16 protein-coding genes are annotated in these 17,218 nt (G+C 61.7%); 15 read left to right on the forward strand and 1 reads right to left on the reverse strand.

Annotated features, from left to right (window positions below; translation table 11 throughout):
* The first annotated feature begins 27 nt into the window (after positions 1-27).
* The gene (locus tag FJ956_RS28675) at positions 28-1,656 is read left to right on the forward strand and encodes a fatty-acid--CoA ligase (protein WP_140676674.1); all 1,629 of its coding nucleotides are present in this window, start codon (positions 28-30) and stop codon (positions 1,654-1,656) included.
* 82 nt (positions 1,657-1,738) lie between these two features.
* Entirely contained in the window at positions 1,739-2,524 is a 786-nt protein-coding gene (locus tag FJ956_RS28680) for a DUF1499 domain-containing protein (RefSeq protein ID WP_140676677.1), read from the forward strand.
* 59 nt (positions 2,525-2,583) lie between these two features.
* Here FJ956_RS28680 and FJ956_RS28685 read toward each other — a convergent pair whose 3' ends face one another.
* Positions 2,584-3,492, reverse strand: a complete 909-nt coding sequence (locus FJ956_RS28685) for an MBL fold metallo-hydrolase (RefSeq protein WP_140676679.1) — start codon at positions 3,490-3,492, stop codon at positions 2,584-2,586.
* 221 nt (positions 3,493-3,713) lie between these two features.
* Between FJ956_RS28685 and FJ956_RS28690 the strand changes: the two genes are divergently transcribed.
* The 13 genes from FJ956_RS28690 to FJ956_RS28750 all read left to right on the forward strand — a co-directional run.
* Complete coding sequence (locus FJ956_RS28690) at positions 3,714-4,304, forward strand: biotin transporter BioY (protein ID WP_140676682.1); 591 nt, start codon at positions 3,714-3,716, stop codon at positions 4,302-4,304.
* A 208-nt stretch (positions 4,305-4,512) separates the two neighbouring features.
* Positions 4,513-5,403, forward strand: a complete 891-nt coding sequence (gene rfbA / locus FJ956_RS28695; RefSeq protein ID WP_140676685.1) for a glucose-1-phosphate thymidylyltransferase RfbA — start codon at positions 4,513-4,515, stop codon at positions 5,401-5,403.
* Positions 5,396-5,950, forward strand: coding sequence for a dTDP-4-dehydrorhamnose 3,5-epimerase (gene rfbC, locus FJ956_RS28700; protein ID WP_140676688.1), 555 nt, complete (start codon positions 5,396-5,398; stop codon positions 5,948-5,950). The genes rfbA and rfbC overlap by 8 nt, the downstream gene beginning before the upstream one ends.
* 14 nt (positions 5,951-5,964) lie before the next feature.
* Positions 5,965-7,113 (forward strand): dTDP-glucose 4,6-dehydratase, encoded by a 1,149-nt coding sequence (gene rfbB / locus FJ956_RS28705; RefSeq protein WP_246672059.1) that lies wholly within the window; start codon positions 5,965-5,967, stop codon positions 7,111-7,113.
* The gene (rfbD, locus tag FJ956_RS28710) at positions 7,110-8,009 is read left to right on the forward strand and encodes a dTDP-4-dehydrorhamnose reductase (RefSeq protein ID WP_140676691.1); all 900 of its coding nucleotides are present in this window, start codon (positions 7,110-7,112) and stop codon (positions 8,007-8,009) included. Before rfbB ends, rfbD begins: the two co-directional genes overlap by 4 nt.
* A 384-nt stretch (positions 8,010-8,393) precedes the next feature.
* On the forward strand, positions 8,394-9,821 hold the full coding sequence (locus tag FJ956_RS28715) for a phosphomannomutase (RefSeq protein WP_140676694.1): 1,428 nt from the start codon (positions 8,394-8,396) through the stop codon (positions 9,819-9,821).
* Positions 9,822-9,824: 3 nt separating this feature from the next.
* Positions 9,825-11,240: a mannose-1-phosphate guanylyltransferase/mannose-6-phosphate isomerase gene (locus tag FJ956_RS28720; protein ID WP_210241586.1), complete on the forward strand. Its 1,416-nt coding sequence runs from the start codon at positions 9,825-9,827 to the stop codon at positions 11,238-11,240.
* Positions 11,241-11,291: 51 nt separating this feature from the next.
* Positions 11,292-12,278: a GDP-mannose 4,6-dehydratase gene (gmd, locus tag FJ956_RS28725; RefSeq protein ID WP_140676697.1), complete on the forward strand. Its 987-nt coding sequence runs from the start codon at positions 11,292-11,294 to the stop codon at positions 12,276-12,278.
* 108 nt (positions 12,279-12,386) lie between these two features.
* Complete coding sequence (locus FJ956_RS28730; RefSeq protein WP_140676700.1) at positions 12,387-13,337, forward strand: GDP-mannose 4,6-dehydratase; 951 nt, start codon at positions 12,387-12,389, stop codon at positions 13,335-13,337.
* A 73-nt stretch (positions 13,338-13,410) separates the two neighbouring features.
* Complete coding sequence (locus FJ956_RS28735) at positions 13,411-14,655, forward strand: class I SAM-dependent methyltransferase (RefSeq protein ID WP_140676703.1); 1,245 nt, start codon at positions 13,411-13,413, stop codon at positions 14,653-14,655.
* A 79-nt stretch (positions 14,656-14,734) separates the two neighbouring features.
* Positions 14,735-15,544, forward strand: a complete 810-nt coding sequence (locus FJ956_RS28740; RefSeq protein ID WP_140676706.1) for an ABC transporter permease — start codon at positions 14,735-14,737, stop codon at positions 15,542-15,544.
* Between the two features lie 2 nt (positions 15,545-15,546).
* Entirely contained in the window at positions 15,547-16,287 is a 741-nt protein-coding gene (locus FJ956_RS28745; protein ID WP_140676709.1) for an ABC transporter ATP-binding protein, read from the forward strand.
* 523 nt (positions 16,288-16,810) lie between these two features.
* Positions 16,811-17,218: hypothetical protein (locus tag FJ956_RS28750; protein ID WP_140782007.1), on the forward strand; the 408-nt coding region annotated here is incomplete at its 3' end.

Raw genomic sequence — 17,218 nt, forward strand, 5'->3', positions numbered from 1 at the left:
ACGCGAATGCGCAAAGGGGAGGAACAGATGCTCGGATTGATGCAGGAATGGCCGCTGCTTTGCCACAAGCTGATCGACCATGCCGAACGCCAGCACGGCGGCAGGGAGGTCGTGTCGCGTTCGATCGAAGGCCCGATCGTGCGCACCACCTTCGCCGAAATCTATCACCGGGCGCTCAAGGTGGCGCAGCGGCTGGAGCGTGACGGCTTCAGGCTCGGCGACCGCATCGCGACCCTTGCCTGGAACACGGCCCGCCATATCGAGGCCTGGTACGGCATCATGGGCATCGGCGCGATCTATCACACGCTCAACCCGAGGCTTTTTCCCGAGCAGATCGCCTGGATCATGAACAATGCCGAGGACAAGGCGATCTTCGTCGATTTGACCTTCGTGCCGCTCCTGGAAAAGATCGCCGGCGCAATCCGGTCGCTGAGAAAGGTGATCGTGCTGACCGACCGGGCGCATATGCCGCAAACGTCGCTGGCGAATGCTGTCGCCTATGAGGAATGGCTGGCCGAGGCCGATGGCGCCTTCGCCTGGAAGGCGTTCGACGAGAACACCGCCGCCGGCATGTGCTACACCTCGGGCACGACGGGCGACCCGAAGGGCGTGCTCTACAGCCACCGCTCCAATGTCCTGCACGCCATGATGGCCGCCATGCCCGACGCCATGGGCATATCCACGCGGGATGTGATCCTGCCTGTCGTGCCGATGTTCCACGCCAATGCCTGGGGTCTCGGCCAGAGCGGACCGATGATCGGCGCCAAGCTGGTGATGCCCGGCTGCAGGATGGACGGAGCCTCGATCTATGAGCTGCTCGACACCGAGAAGGTAACGTTCAGCGCCGCCGTGCCGACCGTCTGGATGATGCTGCTGCAATATCTTGAGGAAACCGGCAAGAAGCTGCCTTACCTGAAGAAGGTCGTCATCGGCGGCGCGTCCTGTCCGCGCGCCATCACCGCGAAGTTCCAGGACAATTACGATGTGCAGGTGGTGCATGCCTGGGGCATGACCGAGATGTCGCCGCTCGGCACGCTCTGCACCCTGAAGCCGCAATATGAGACGCTGACTGGCGAGGCGAGGCTCGATGTCCAGGGCAAGCAGGGTTTTCCGCCCTTCGGCGTCGAAATGAAAGTGACCGACGACGACGACAACGCGCTGCCCTGGGACGGCAGGACCTTCGGACACCTCAAGGTGCGCGGCCCCGCGGTGGCTCGCGCCTATTATGGCGGCGCCGGCACCGAGCAGTTCGATGCAGATGGCTGGTTCGACACCGGCGATGTCGCCCATATCGACGCCAGCGGCTACATGCAGATCACCGACCGCGCCAAGGACGTCATCAAGTCCGGCGGCGAATGGATATCGACCATCGATCTCGAGAATCTCGCCGTCGGCCATCCGGACGTGGCGGAGGCGGCGGCTATCGGCATCCCGCATTCGAAATGGGGCGAGCGGCCCTTGCTCGTCGTCGTGAGCAAGCCCGGCAGGGAGCCGAGCAAGGGCGACATCCTCACCTTCATGAGCGGCAAGGTGGCGAAGTGGTGGATGCCCGACGACGTGGCCTTCGTCGGCGAAATTCCGCACACCGCCACCGGCAAGATCCAGAAGACCAGTTTGCGCAACCAGTTCAAGGATTACCGCCTGCCGACGGATTGACCAAAAATGTTTGTTCTTTCGGCTTCAAGCCGGCGCCAAAAACCGCTAACTCTCGGCCCGGGTTGGGACGACACGGCACAGAATGGCATCTATTCCTGAACGGCAGACGTCGAGGGCGGCCAGCTGGTCGCGGCGGATCGGGGCATTTTCCCTCGTCCTTTTGCTCACCGCCGTTGCCGCCTACAGGCAGGGTCTCGTCGACACACCGCCTTTCCTGTGGGTGCTGGCGGTCGTGGCGCTGCTGGCGGCGCTTGCCCTGTTGCTGGCTGGTCTCGGCCTGGCCAGGATCTGGAGTTTCGGCGATCGCGGTGGCCGCGATCTCTCCATCGGCGCGCTGCTGGCGCTTCTGGTGCTGGCGCCCTACGGCGTCGCCGTCTACTGGGCGACGATCTATCCGCCGCTGCGCGACATCTCGACCGATCTCGACGATCCGCCGGTGCTGGACACCAGCGAGCGCACCGCCGACATGAACGAGCTGTCGCCACCCACGCCCGGCGAACAGAGCCTGCAGGCCGACGCCTATCCGCTGGTCAGCGGGCGCAGCTACAACCTGCCTTTCGAAACCGTCGTGGACGCTGTCGAAACAGTGCTCGACCGCCGCGACTGGCGGCTGACGGCGCCTTATCCCGACATCAACGGGCAGAGCGAGGCGACCATCAATGCGCTGGCCAAGGGCTTTGTGCTCGGACTGCCGGCCGACGTCGCCATCCGTGTCACCGACGATGGCGAGCAGGTCATCGTCGACATGCGCTCGGCCTCGCGCTACGGCCGCTACGACCTCGGCGACAATGCCGCCCGCATCACGGATTTCCTCGGCGAGCTCGACCAGGAGGTCGCCGGGCAGGTCGGCCCGGCGCCGGCCGAATAGAGCAATTCCAGAAAAAGCGGTTTTCCGTCTAGAATTGCGCCAAAAAGGAAGCTCCAGACCTACGCAGCGGGCGCGTAAACGCCGTCTATGGCCGGATCGCCTTCCGTGACGACCGGGCCGCGCGCGACCAGATCCTCGAGATGGGCAAGCACCGAAAGCCCCGCGGCGCCGTGCAGCCGCGGGTCTGTGTCGCGGTAGATCGCCGCGACCATTTCCGTGACCGTCCGGTCTCCGGCGCGGAGGCGTTCCAGGATCGCCCTTTCGCGCATCTTGCGATGCGTCTTGAGGCCGCGCATGAACCTTCGCGGCGCGGTCACTGGGCCGCCATGGCCCGGCAAAAGCAAGCGATCGTCGCGCGCCAGCAGCCTGTCGAGGGAGCTCATATAGTCGGCCATGGCGCCGTCCGGCGGTGCGACTATCGAGGTCGACCACGCCATGACATGGTCGGCTGAAAACAGGGTTCCGGTTCCCTCGAGGGCAAACACTGCGTGGTTGGCGGTGTGGCCGGGCGTCAGCACGGTGCGGATTGCCCATCCGTCGCCCTGGGTCAGCGCATTGTCGGCCAGCACGACATCGGGAACGAAGGTAAGGTCGGCGCTGGCGTCGAGCGGATTGACCTCGCCGATGCGCAAGGCGCGGGCCGGCCGATGCGGGCCTTCGGCAAGCGCTGGCGCGCCGGTCAGCTCTTTCAATCGCGCCGCGAGCGGCGAATGGTCGCGGTGGGTGTGGCTGACGAAGATGTGGCTGACCGGCCGGCCAGCGATCGCCGTAAGCAGCGTCTCGAGATGGGCGTCGTCTTCCGGCCCTGGGTCGATCACCGCCAGCGTGTCGCGGCCCACGAGATAGCTGTTGGTGCCGTGGAAGGTGAAAGGGCTCGGATTTCTGGCGGTGATGCGCAGCACATCCGGCGCAACCGCAACCGCCCGGCCATAGGCGGGATCGAAGCTGGTGTCGAATTCAAGGGCCATGCCGGCGGGCTCCGTTGCAATGCGGCAAAGTGATTGCCGCCCGATGCGGAAGCCAATATAGGAAAATTAGTGCATGTCGCCCAAAAGTGCGCCGCGGTTTTGGGAGAACGACATGCATCAAGACAAATTTTTGAAGCGCGTCGCCCGAATCCGCTCTTGCGCGATGCGCTTTAAAGTCGGCAAATCAGCCACCCAGTGAATTAGCCAGAACGGGGAAGACCATGGCAATTGCAACCACGATGCGCCCGCTTGTTTCTCTCACCCTGCCGGATCGAGGCGCCGCCCGCCTCGCGACCCAGCTCTTCCTGGCGCTCGCCGGAACACTGCTGCTGACGCTTTCGGCCAAGACCAAAGTGGTGCTCGGCCCGGTCGACATTTCACTGCAGACGCTGGCCGTGCTGTTGATCGCCTCGGCGTTCGGCCTGCGGCTGGCCGTCGCCACGCTCCTTCTCTACCTCGCCGAAGGCGCTTTTGGCCTACCGGTCTTCCAGGGCACGCCGGAAAAGGGCATCGGCATCGCCTATATGCTGGGCTCGACGGGCGGCTACCTCGCCGGATTCGTGGTCATGGCGGCGATCGCCGGCTGGGCCGCCGACCGCGGCTGGGACCGCAATCCCTTCAAGCTGTTCGGCGCCATGCTGACGGCGGAGGTCGTCATGATGGCCATGGGCTTTGCCTGGCTGGCCACGCTTATCGGGCCGGAAAAGTCCTGGCAGTTCGGCGTCCTGCCCTTCATCGTCGGCGACCTGATCAAGGTAGCTTTGGCCGCCAGCCTGGTGCCGGCCGTGTGGGCATTGCTCAAGCGCGGCTGAGCCTGAACCAAGGAAAAGCCGGCGAGCTGAACACCCGCCGGCTTTTCGTGTCCGCCCGCGCCCAATCGCATTGAATATGACTGCAAGTGGCGGCATTAAATCCGATATTAGTACATGCTAGGGCATAAACGGACGAGCCGACACACGAAACGCGACCGCGGGCATCTCGATATCTGAGCGCGCCCCCGGCAGCTCGACGGAGAGCCTGTTGAAAGGGATAATCCTGGCCGGAGGCAGCGGAACACGCCTCTATCCGCTCACAATAGCGGTTTCCAAGCAAATCCTGCCGATTTACGACAAACCGATGATCTATTACCCCCTGAGTGTGCTGATGCTCGCGGGAATACGCCAGATCATGGTGATCTCAACGCCGCGTGACCTGCCGGTTTTCCAGGCTCTGCTTGGCGATGGCTCGGAATTTGGCCTTGAGCTGTCTTATGCCGAACAACCGCAGCCCAACGGCCTTGCCGAAGCTTTCATCATCGGTCGCGATTTCATAGGCAAGGACAATGTTTCGATGATCCTCGGCGACAACATCTATTTCGGCGACGGCCTGTCCAAGCTTTGCCGGACGGCGGCCGCGAGCAAAAGCGGGGCTTCGGTCTTCGCTTATCATGTCGAGGATCCCGAGCGTTATGGTGTGGTCTCGTTCGACAAGGCCACCGGCATGGCCTTGACGATCGAGGAAAAGCCGCTCAAGCCGAAATCCAACTGGGCCGTCACCGGCCTCTATTTCTACGACAACAGGGTTGTAGACATCGCCTCCACCATCCGGCCCTCGGCTCGCGGCGAGCTTGAGATCACGGCGGTCAACAATGCCTATCTTGAGCGTGGGGAACTACAGGTTCACCGGCTCGGCCGGGGCTATGCTTGGCTCGATACGGGCACGCATGACAGCCTGCACGAAGCGTCATTCTTTGTGCGTACCATCGAACATCGGCAAGGAATCAAGGTCGCTTGCCCGGAGGAGATCGCATTCGAGCAGGGCTGGCTCGCCGCCGACAAGGTCCTGGAGCGCGCCGCGCGGCTCGGCAAGAACGAATATGCCGCCTATCTGCGCCGGCGGGTGGCCGATCTGATGGAGGATCAGGGTGCTTGAGGTCAGGCCGCTCGGCCTCAACGGCCTGCTGGAGATCGTGCCGAAGCGGCATGGCGACGCGCGCGGCTTTTTCAGCGAGACGTGGAATGCCGGACGTTTCGCCGAAGCCGGCATCGACCTCGCCTTCGTTCAGGACAATCATTCCTATTCCGCCGCGGCCGGCGTGCTGCGCGGTCTGCATTACCAGTTGCCGCCGCGCGCTCAAGATAAGCTGCTGCGCGTTATCCGCGGCAGCGTGTTCGATGTCGCGGTCGACATCCGCAGCACCTCGCCGACTTTCGGCAAATGGGCGGCGCTGGAGATATCGGCCGAGAAGGGCAACCAGGTCCTGGTGCCAAAGGGCTTCGCGCATGGTTTCGTCACGCTCGCGCCGGATACCGAGGTGCTCTACAAGGTGACCGACACCTATTCGCGCGAGCACGACCGGTCGATCCGTTTCGACGACCCGGCGATCGGCATAAAATGGCCGGCGCTTCCCGGCGGCTTCCAGCTTTCGGACAAGGACCGCAACGCGCCGCCGCTCGCAGAGGCGGAGGTGTTCGCGTGAGGAGGGATGGCGGCATGAATTTCCTGGTCACCGGCGGCGCCGGCTTCATCGGCTCGGCCGTGTGCCGGCACCTGTGCGCCAATCCGGCCTACCGCGTCACCAACCTCGACAAGCTCACCTATGCCGGCAACCTCGCTTCGCTGAGGCCGATCGAGAACGCGCACAATTACCGCTTCGAGCAGGCCGACATCTGCGACGAGCGCGCGGTGCTGGAGATATTGCGCCGCGACGACATCGACATCGTCATGAACCTTGCGGCCGAGAGCCATGTCGACCGCTCGATCGACGGCCCCAGCGCCTTCATCGAGACCAACATCGTCGGCACCTACCGCATCCTGAATGCCGCGCTGGAATACTGGCGCGGACTGTCCGAGGCTCGCCAGGGCGGCTTCCGCTTCCATCAAGTCTCGACCGACGAGGTGTTCGGCGACCTGCCTTTCGACGGCGGCATGTTCGTCGAGGAGACGCCTTACGCGCCGTCCTCGCCCTATTCGGCCTCGAAGGCGGCGTCCGACCATCTGGTGCGGGCCTGGCACGAGACCTACGGCCTGCCGGTGGTGCTGTCCAACTGCTCGAACAATTACGGCCCCTACCATTTCCCGGAAAAGCTGATCCCGCTGGTCATCCTCAACGCGCTCGACGAGAAGCCGCTGCCCGTCTACGGCGCCGGTGCCAATGTGCGCGACTGGCTGTTCGTCGAGGACCACGCGCGCGCGCTGGAGCTGGTGGCCACCAAGGGGCAGCCGGGCGAGAGCTACAATGTCGGCGGCAATTCCGAGCGCACCAATCTCGGCGTCGTCGAGACGATCTGCGACCTGCTCGATCTGAGGCGGCCGCGCGCCGGCGGCAAGCGCTATCGCGAGCTCATCGCCTTCGTCACCGATCGCCCCGGCCATGACCGCCGCTATGCGATCGATGCCTCCAAGATCGCGCGCGACCTTGGCTGGACGCCGCGGGAGGATTTCGACTCAGGCCTGGCCCGGACCGTCGACTGGTATCTCGACAACAAATGGTGGTGGGGGCCGATCCGCGAGCAGCGCTACGATGGCGCGCGGCTGGGCCGGGCTACGACGCGCCCGGTCGAAAACGCCCCGATCGGCAACGCAAAGATCGAAAGCAGCCCGGCCGGGAACGCGGCCGAGAGCAGGAAGGTGGCCACGTGAGGCTTGCCGTCACCGGACGCGAGGGCCAGGTCGCCGCAAGCCTGGTCGAGGTGGCGCGGGACCGCGACGATGTCGAGATCGTCGCCGTCGGCCGGCCAGCGCTCGACCTGGCGCGGCCAGACACGGTGTTCGCCGCGCTTGAAGCGGCAAGGCCCGATATCATCGTGTCCGCCGCCGCCTACACCGCCGTCGACCAGGCCGAGGACGAGAGGGACCTGGCCTTCGCCGTGAACGCCGCCGGCGCCGGCAAGGTGGCCGAAGCCGCGGCGAGGCTCGGCGTTCCCGTCATCCATCTGTCGACCGACTATCTCTTCGACGGCGCCAAGGCCGGTGCCTATGTCGAGACCGACCCGACCGCGCCGCTCGGCGTCTACGGCGCCTCCAAGCTCGCCGGCGAGGAGGCCGTGGCGGCCGCCAACCCGCGCCACCTCATCCTGCGCACGGCCTGGGTCTACAGCCCCTTCGGCAGGAACTTCGTCAAGACGATGCTGCGCCTCGCCGCCGACCGCGACGAGATTTCGGTCGTCGCCGACCAGTGGGGAAATCCGACATCCGCGCTCGACATCGGCGACGCGATTCTGCATGCGGCGGCGAAGCTGCGGGACGACAGGAATTTTGCGGGCTTCGGCATCTATCACCTGGCGGGCGAGGGCGACACCAACTGGAGCGGCTTTGCCCGTCACATCCTCGACACAAGCCGGGCGTTTGGTGGGCCGCACGCGAGTGTGCGCGATATCGCGACGAGCGACTATCCAACCAAGGCCAGGCGCCCGGCCAATTCGCGGCTGTCGAGCGCGAAGTTCGCGGGCACATTCGGGTGGCAGGCGCCGCAGTGGCGGGCTTCGGTCGAGGTCGTTATACGACATCTTCCGATTGGAGGGCTTGGATCCCTGTGAAATAGCGGACGAGGCCGTGTACCCGCTGTCTTGGCCTGCGTTGTTTAGGATCCGGCTGTGCGTTGGCTCAGCCAGAGATTGACAAGCCACTGCGCGAAACCTAAGCACGAGCAGCTTGCGGGGTCGGGGGGCTCGGCAACTCAAGGAGACCTTCTTGAAAGGCACTATCCTTGCTGAAAGCAGAGGAACATTCCTCCGCTCATCGGTATTAGAAGTATCTAATATTAAATCGAAAAATACAGCAAGCCGCTCAGGTGGCTGATCTATAGCGATGCGTTGTCCGATGCTCCGCATCCGCCGTAATGCTGTCGCAGGGTTCGCGAAATCGATGTCAGTTTGCCTAACTTGCACCGAGCCAGATTTCTTCGGAAAGGATGGCAAACGGTGGCTTTGAGGTTCGGTACCAGTGGACTGCGCGGTCTCGTCAGCGAGCTTCGAGGGCCGCCAGCGTACACCTATACAGTCGCCTTCCTGCGCATGCTCCGGGATCGGGGCGGATTAAATGAAGGCTCGAAGGTCTATGTCGGACGTGACCTTCGCGCGTCCAGCCCAGACATCGCGCAGCTTGTTCACGCGGCGATCACCAAGGCCGGGCAGGTGCCGGTCGATTGTGGAGCGTTGCCGACACCAGCGCTTGCGCTTCACGCCAGCAGCGAAAACGCTCCGGCAATAATGGTCACGGGTAGTCACATTCCCGACGACAGAAATGGCCTTAAATTTTACCGGGCGGATGGCGAGATCGACAAGCGCGATGAGCGCGACATCGTCGAAATCCACGCAGCCATGGAGGATAGCGTTCCGTCACTGTCGGCAGTTGATCCCGTGCGGTTAGGCGCCGAGCCGTCCCAGGGCTACATGGACCGCTTTCTAAGCTTCTTTGAAAAAGGCAGCCTTTCTGGTCTGCGCGTCGGCGTCTACCAGCATTCTTCCGTGGCGCGAGACATCATTGTCGATGTTCTTCGCCGACTGGGGGCCGAGACGATTGCTCTGGGCCGGGCCGCATCTTTCATTCCGGTCGATACCGAGGCGCTTAGGCAGGAAGATGTGGCGCTTCTCGAGCACTGGGCGGCGGCCGAACCGTTCGATGCGATCGTGTCCACCGATGGCGACGGCGACAGGCCGCTCGTGGCGGACGCTGGCGGTGTTTTCGTGCGCGGCGATCTTGTAGGTGCCATCACCGCGCATTTCTTGGGTACCGATTGCATTGTCACGCCGGTCAGCTCCAACTCAGGTCTGGAACGCTGCGGTTATTTTGCAAGGGTGGTCCGCACGCGCGTAGGCTCGCCCTACGTCATTGAAGGTATCGCGACCGCTCTCGCCGAGGGCGGAAAATGTGTCGTCGGGTTCGAGGCGAATGGCGGCGTTCTGCTCGGCTCGCCCGTAGAGAAAGACGGGCGCACCCTTCCGGCTTTGCAGACGCGGGATTCGGTATTGCCAATCCTTTGCATGCTTTCGGCGATTGCAAAGACCGGCCGTCCGCTCGCTGAGATAGCGGCCGACTTTCGCTTTCTCGCCGGCGCAAGCAGTCGGCTCGAAGGCGTGCCGACAGAGAGCAGTGCGTCCTTCCTCGGTAAGTTGGCGAGTGATGCAGCTTATGCCGACGAGATCTTTGCGGTTCTTGGGGGCGTCGCCGATATTGACAACCGTGATGGTGTGCGTATCACCGTCCACAACGGAGAGGTTGTGCATTTCCGCGCATCGGGTAACGCACCCGAATTGCGTTGCTATGTCGAAGCAAAAACGGAATCGCGCGCGGACGAATTGCTCGGTTGGGGCCTCGCTCTCGGCCGGGCTCAAATCTTGGAAAGTTGAAGTTTGACCAATATCGTTCCTGTCATCATCAGTGGCGGCGTCGGTTCCCGGCTATGGCCGATTTCCCGCGCATTGCATCCGAAGCCCTTTATCCCATTGCCGGGCGGCGGGACGCTGATTCGAAAGACTTACGCGCGCGCCGTGGAGCTTGAAGGCGTCGATCAGGTTGTGACGGTCACCAACCGTGACCTGCTGTTTCTCACCGCCGATGAATATTTGGAGGTGGCCGCTCCAGGCGTGAAGAACACGTTCCTGCTGGAGCCGTTCGGCCGCGACACGGCAGCCGCAGTTGCGCTCGCGACATTGCACGTCGCGCATGAGAACCCGGACGCCATCCTTGTCGTGCTCCCCGCGGATCATCTGATACTGGATCAGGCCGGCTTCCGCGCCAGTGTCGCGAAAGCGGCAGCGCTTGCGGCCTCGGGCCAGATCGTCACATTCGGCGTGAAGCCTGACCGTCCGGAAACGGGCTTTGGCTACGTGGAGGCTGAGGGGGATAGAGTTCTTCGGTTCGTGGAAAAGCCGAATGCGGCCACGGCAGCCCAATTCGTCGCCAGCGGCCGTTTCTTCTGGAACTCGGGGCTGTTCTGTTTCACGGCCCGCTCGATGCTCGAAGCCATGCAGGACCTGTGCCCGGACATCTTGTCCAATGCGCGCAGGGCTCTCAAGAAAGGCAGGACAGCGGACAGCACGGACAGACTTACTGTCGAGGTGGATAGGGACAGCTTCGCGGCCGTTCCCGCCGTTTCCATCGACTATGCGGTGATGGAGAAGGCAGGTAACGTGGGTTTCGTGCCCTGCGGTTTCGATTGGTCCGACATCGGCTCATGGTCCGTGCTGTCGGAGCTTGTTCCGGCCGATGACAAGGGCAACCGCGCCATTGGCGAGGCAATCCTGCACGACGCGGCGAACTGCTATGTGCACAGCGAAGATCGGCTGGTCGGTCTTGTCGGCGTCTCGGATCTTTTGATCGTGGACACACCGGACGCGCTTCTGGTCGCGCACAAGGACAAGGCACAGGAGGTGAAGGACCTCTATAACCGCCTCAAGGCGGCTGGGCACGAGACGGCGACGCTGCACCGCACGGTGCATCGCCCATGGGGCACCTATACCGTGCTGGAGGAAGGACACCGCTTCAAGATCAAGCGGATTCAAGTGAAGCCAAATGCCCGCCTCAGCCTCCAGTCGCATCACCACCGCTCCGAGCACTGGGTGGTGGTGAGCGGAACCGCCAAGGTCGTCAACGGCGAGAGCGAAATCCTGCTTACGATCAACCAGTCCACCTACATCCCCTGCGGCCACAAGCATCGCCTGGAAAACCCGGGCATCCTTCCGCTCATCATGATCGAGGTTCAAAGCGGGGAATATCTCGGCGAAGACGACATCGTGCGGTTCGATGACGTTTATGGCCGGGCCTGACGGTTCATCGGCTCACAGGGCCGGAGCGGAACAATAGTATCGAGAGCATTGATGACAAAGACAGCATTGATAACCGGCGTTACCGGGCAAGACGGCGCCTATCTGGCGGAGCTTTTGCTTGCCGAGGGTTACGAGGTCCACGGACTTGCACGGCGCTCGAGCACCGCCGACGTCAACACGACGCGCCTGAAATGGCTCGGCATCGAGAAGGACGTCAGAATCGTCGACGGGAACCTGACGGATCTGTCCGGCCTGGCGCGAACCATGCGCGACGTAAGGCCGGACGAAGTCTACAACCTTGCCGCTCAATCCTTCGTCAAATCGTCTTGGCAGCAGCCGATCCTGACGGGCAACGTCACCGGCATAGGCGTCACCAATGTGCTTGAGGCGATGCGCCTCGAAATTCCCGAAGCGCGTTTCTACCAAGCCTCGTCGTCGGAGATGTACGGTCTGATCCAGGAGCCGATGCAGTCGGAGGCCACGCCCTTCTACCCCCGCTCTCCTTACGCGGTCGCCAAGCTCTATGGCCACTGGATCACCGTCAATTATCGTGAAAGCTTCGGCATCCACGCCTCGAGCGGCATCCTGTTCAACCACGAATCGCCGCTTCGAGGCATCGAATTCGTGACCCGCAAGGTGACGGACGCGGTGGCGCGGATCAAGAAAGGCATGGCCAAGGAATTGCGGCTCGGCAATATCGACGCCAAGCGCGACTGGGGCCATTCGAAGGACTATGTCCGCGCCATGTGGCTGATGCTGCAACAGGACAAACCCGACGATTACGTCGTCGCTACAGGCAGGACGACGACCGTGCGTGACATGTGCCGGATCGCGTTTGAGCATGTGGGTCTGAAGATGGATGACCACCTTGTCATCGATCCCGACCTGTTCAGGCCGGCGGAAGTCGAAGTGTTGCTCGGCAACCCGGCCAAGGCCAAGCAAAAGCTGGGATGGGAGGCGACGATCTCGCTGGAAGAAATGATCCGTGAAATGGTGGACGCGGATTTGGAACGTCATTCGCAGCCGGTTGGGCGGTGATGCAATCGAGTCGACTGTACATCAGGTGCGTTCCATCGCGCTGGCCCGTTTGGCGGCAGTCACGACGTCCGCTGGCACACGCAGTGCGCCGAGGCTAACGAGGTCGGCATGCGGATTTTGATCACAGGTGCGAGGGGCTTTGTCGGTCCTTATGTTTTCGATGCGTTGCGCAGCGTTTGCGGCAGCGACATAGCCGTCATTTCGACCTCCAAGGATGGAGGATCACATCCCCTGCTCGGCGAGATCGAAGTGCTGGATGTAACCGACAAGGTTGCTGTTCAAGACGCGATCGTTCGTCATAGACCAACGCATGTCATTCATTTGGCTGCCGTCGCGGCGCTTGGAGCCGCACGGGCCGATCCTGAAAATACCTGGCGCATCCATGTGCAGGGCGCGCTCAACGTGGCCCACGCCATCCTTGAGAAGGCGCCGGAGTGTTGGCTGCTCCACGTAGGGTCGGGTCTGGTATACGGCGAGAGCGCAAAAACGGGGCTGCCTCTCGATGAGAACGCGTTGCTTGTACCTGTTGACGACTACGCGGTCACCAAGGCGGCGGCCGATCTCGCCTTGGGCGCGCTCTCGCGTCACGGTCTCAAATGCATTCGCCTGCGTCCCTTCAATCATACAGGGCCGGGACAGACGGAAGCATTCGTCGTGCCGGCCTTCGCCATGCAGATCGCGCAGATCGAAGCAGGCCTCGCTCCCCCGGTCATTCGCGTCGGCAATCTGGATGCGGAGCGGGATTTTCTGGACGCGGGCGACGTCGCCGGCGCTTATGCGCGCGTGGTATCGAAGAGCGCTGAACTCAAGCCGAACACGATTTTCAACATAGCATCCGGTATTTCGTGGCGGATGGGAGATATTTTGGATCGGCTCCTGGCGCAGAGCAGCGTCAAGATTGCCACCGAACAGGACTCCCAGCGGATGCGGCCGAGCGACCTGCCGCGTATTGTCGGAGACGCAACCCGCGCTCGTGAGCAACTTGGCTGGGCGCCCAAACACCGCTTCGAGGCGACCCTAGATGCGGTTCTGAACGATTGCCGCGCACGCGTAACCTAATCATAGACGATGTTGAATTGGCTACAGCAAGCTAGCAACCACCCCCGATCAACAACTTGAGAGCACGGAATCCATGAACGAGGTAAGCTATCACGCCATCGAGGCCTGCCGTGTCGGCAAGGCGAAGGATCTCGTCTCGGTGCTCAATCTTGGCGAGCAGGCGCTCACGGGCGTGTTCCCGAAGTCGGCCTCTGAGCCCGTTACCAAGGGGCCGCTCGAATTGGTCTGGTCCCCTTCCAGCGGGCTTTTGCAGCTCAGGCATTCCTATGAGCCAAGCGAAATGTACGGTGACAACTACGGCTATCGCTCGGGCCTCAACCAGTCGATGGTCGATCACCTGACGCACAAGGTTCGGTTCCTGGAAAGGCTAGCCTCTCCGCGCGGCGGCGATGTCGTTCTCGATATCGGGAGCAATGACTGCACGACCCTCAAGGCTTACTCGACCGCGGGACTGACCCGAATCGGCATCGATCCGACCGGCAAGAAGTTTGCGCAGTACTATCCGGACGATGTGAAGCTGGTGCCGGATTTCTTTTCCGCCGAAGCATATCGCGGCGCCTCGCAAAAGCGCGCCAAAATCGTCACGTCGATCGCCATGTTCTATGACCTCGAAGACCCGATCGCGTTTGCCCGCCAGGTGGCCGAGGTGCTCGCGGAGGATGGTATCTGGCATTTCGAGCAGAGCTACATGCCGTCCATGCTCCGCCTCAACTCCTATGACACGATCTGCCACGAGCATATCGAATATTATTCTCTCGGGGTCGTCGCGAAAATCCTGGAGGCGGCCGGCCTCAAGATCGTCAATGTCGTCATGAACAACATCAACGGCGGCAGTTTCGCTGTCACCGCCACCCACAAGGCCAACAAGACTCTCAAAACGGATCAAGCGGTCATCGATTGGCTGCTGGAACAGGAAGACCGCATGGGGCTGTCCACGCCGCGGCCGTTCCGCGACTTCGAGGAGCGCGTGTTCCGGCATCGGGACGACCTGTCGCGCCTCATTCGGGCACTCGTCGCCGACGGCAAGAAGGTGCTGGGCTATGGCGCCTCGACCAAGGGCAACGTCATCCTGCAGTTCTGCAATCTCACGGCAGCCGAAATTCCGGCGATCGCAGAAGTCAACCAGGAAAAGTTCGGTCGCATGACGCCCGGAACGCACATACCGATCATTTCCGAAGCGGAAGCGAAAGCGATGAAGCCGGATTATTTTCTGGTCCTGCCCTGGCATTTCAAGGACGGCATCCTGCGCCGGGAACGTGAATACCTCACGGACGGAGGCAAGTTCATCTTCCCGTTCCCGGAAATAGAGATAATTTAGAGTTGCGATTAGAGCGCCTATGCACCGACCTGTCACATACGGCTTGGCCCAGGAACACACGATCGGGACATCTCAACACATGCCGCCAACCGAAACGGGCTTCCTTGCAGAGGCCTTCGCTGACATAAGCGCCGCGCTGGAGAAACATCACCTCGCGACGACGTTCAGTTGGCAGGACGTGGCACAGCGCTACCGGCGCTCGCGGGTCGGAGCGTTTTGGCTGACCGTTAACATGGGTGTCCTGATCGGCGCGCTCGGTTTCGTCTTCGGCACGCTGTTCCGTTCGCCGATGCAGGAGTTTCTTCCCTACATCTGCGTCAGTCTGATTTTCTGGAGTTTCATCTCGCAGTCGATCAATGAGGGTTGCACAGCCTTTATCGGCGCCGAGGGCATCATCCTCCAGGTGCGCATGCCGCTGTTTACTCACGTGTTGCGGACGCTGTACCGCAACACGATCATTCTTGGGCACAACATTCTCATATACCCTCTCGTTCTCTTGGCAGTCGGGCGCATGCCGACATGGCACGTTTTCCTGGCGCTGCCTGGCTTTGTCATTTTGTCGCTCAACTTGCTTTGGATCATGCTCATTCTCGGCGTTTTGTGCGCCCGGTATCGCGACATGACGCAAGTGATGCAGAATCTCCTGCTGGTCATCATGTATCTGACGCCGGTCATGTGGATGGCGCGGACGCTGCCAAAAGGCATGTCACAGCTGTTTCTGGATCTTAATCCTTTCTACCATCTGATCAGTGTCGTGCGGGAGCCACTTCTGGGCGGGTTGCCATCGGCGACCACCTGGATCGCGTGCATCGTGTTCGCGATCGTAGGCTGGACCGTGGCATTGCTGCTGTTCGGCCGCTATCGTCATCGTATCCCCTATTGGCTTTGAGCATGGCTTCCATCACATTGACCGGCGTCTCGGTCGAATTCCCGGTTTTCAACGCGGCAAGCCGTTCTCTCAAGAACAGGGTCCTCAGTGTCGCGACCGGCGGCGCAATCGACCGCCGCGGCGACGGCCACGTCATCGTGCGCGGCCTTGAGGACGTGAATTTTTCCGTGAAGGACGGGGACCGGATCGGCCTCGTCGGCCACAACGGTTCCGGCAAGACGACGCTGCTCCGCGTGTTGTCCGGCATCTACAAGCCGACCAGCGGATCGGCCGTGATCCACGGCGAGTGCGTGTCCCTCATTAACATCTCGCTGGGTATCGATCCGGAAGCGACGGGCCGCGAGAACATCAAGCTGCGCGCGGCGATGATGGGCATGCGGCGGGACGAATTACGCGAGCAATTCGACGATATCGCCGAGTTCACCGGCCTGGGTGACTTCCTGGACATGCCGTTCCGGACCTACTCATCCGGCATGCAGCTTCGCCTGGCATTCTCGACATCCACGGCGATCCGGCCGGAAATACTGGTCATGGACGAGTGGCTTTCGACCGGCGACGAGGATTTCAAACACAAGGCCGACAAGCGGCTGCGCGAGATCGTCAACACGACCAAGATCCTTATCCTTGCCAGCCACTCGCGCGAACTGCTGCAGAAAAATTGCAACCGCATACTGTGGATGGAGCACGGCCGGGTGCGGATGGACGGGCTCGCCAGCGAGGTCCTGTCGGCTTATTTCGGCTGAGAACTTCGGGCCGACGCCAGATGATCTCAGTTCGGTTGCACAAGACGGTTTCCCTGACATCGCCGCCTGACATGCAGATCGGGGAGACCTGCAGAATAACCATTTGATTTATATGAGGATTCTTAATAGCCCCAGCGTCAATGGCAAATTTTCAGACAGCCCCGGTCGCTAGGGCTATTTGACACAAAAGCAAAAGGCATACGGGATTGTTGCGGCAGCCAGCGTCGCATGCCATACCACGATCCGGGTGTGGGACGGATGCGTTCGATGTTAGCGAGTCGGCAGAAGTCTGCGCATAAGGGGAACAATCGCGAACTACTGTCTGCTTGGGGCGTCAGAATGCGTTGACGGCAAGCCCTAAGGGTAGCGTGTCTGGAGATTGATCAACTTTATGAAGCAGGCTGTGAAGGCAATATTGCTCCCTGTCATACGGCCTTTTTGGCGAAGGATATGGGTTCGTATCGAAGGTCATCTTGTGCCTATCGAAAGGCGCCTCTCATCTATCGAAGGCCGAGTCTCATCTATGGACAGCCGGCTGTCTCCCATCGAAGGACGGACGGTGCAGATCGAGCACGCCTGGAAAACGCACATTCCCTCGTTTCTAAACGCCATGGCGAGCGTGCCAAGCATCGCTCATGAGGTCACGACGCTTGCCAGGCGCCTGGACGAACGCGCTGAGCCGCAGCCGCAAGGTATCTCCGACGAAATCAGCGCTCGATCGGAAAAGCTGGAGACAACCCTAGCCGCCTTGGTACAGCGCATCGATGCCATGGACGTGCACGGCAAGCACGCCGATGCGGCTATCGGCGCGATATGGCAGCGCATCGAATTCGTGCGCCGTGAAATCCTCTTCGAATTCAATCATGGGTCGGAAAAGGCGCCTCCGAACGGCACAGGAAAGCGGAAGAAAGAGACCCGAATTATTTCCAGC

It is taken from the genome of Mesorhizobium sp. B2-4-3 (assembly GCF_006442815.1).
Lineage (GTDB): Bacteria > Pseudomonadota > Alphaproteobacteria > Rhizobiales > Rhizobiaceae > Mesorhizobium.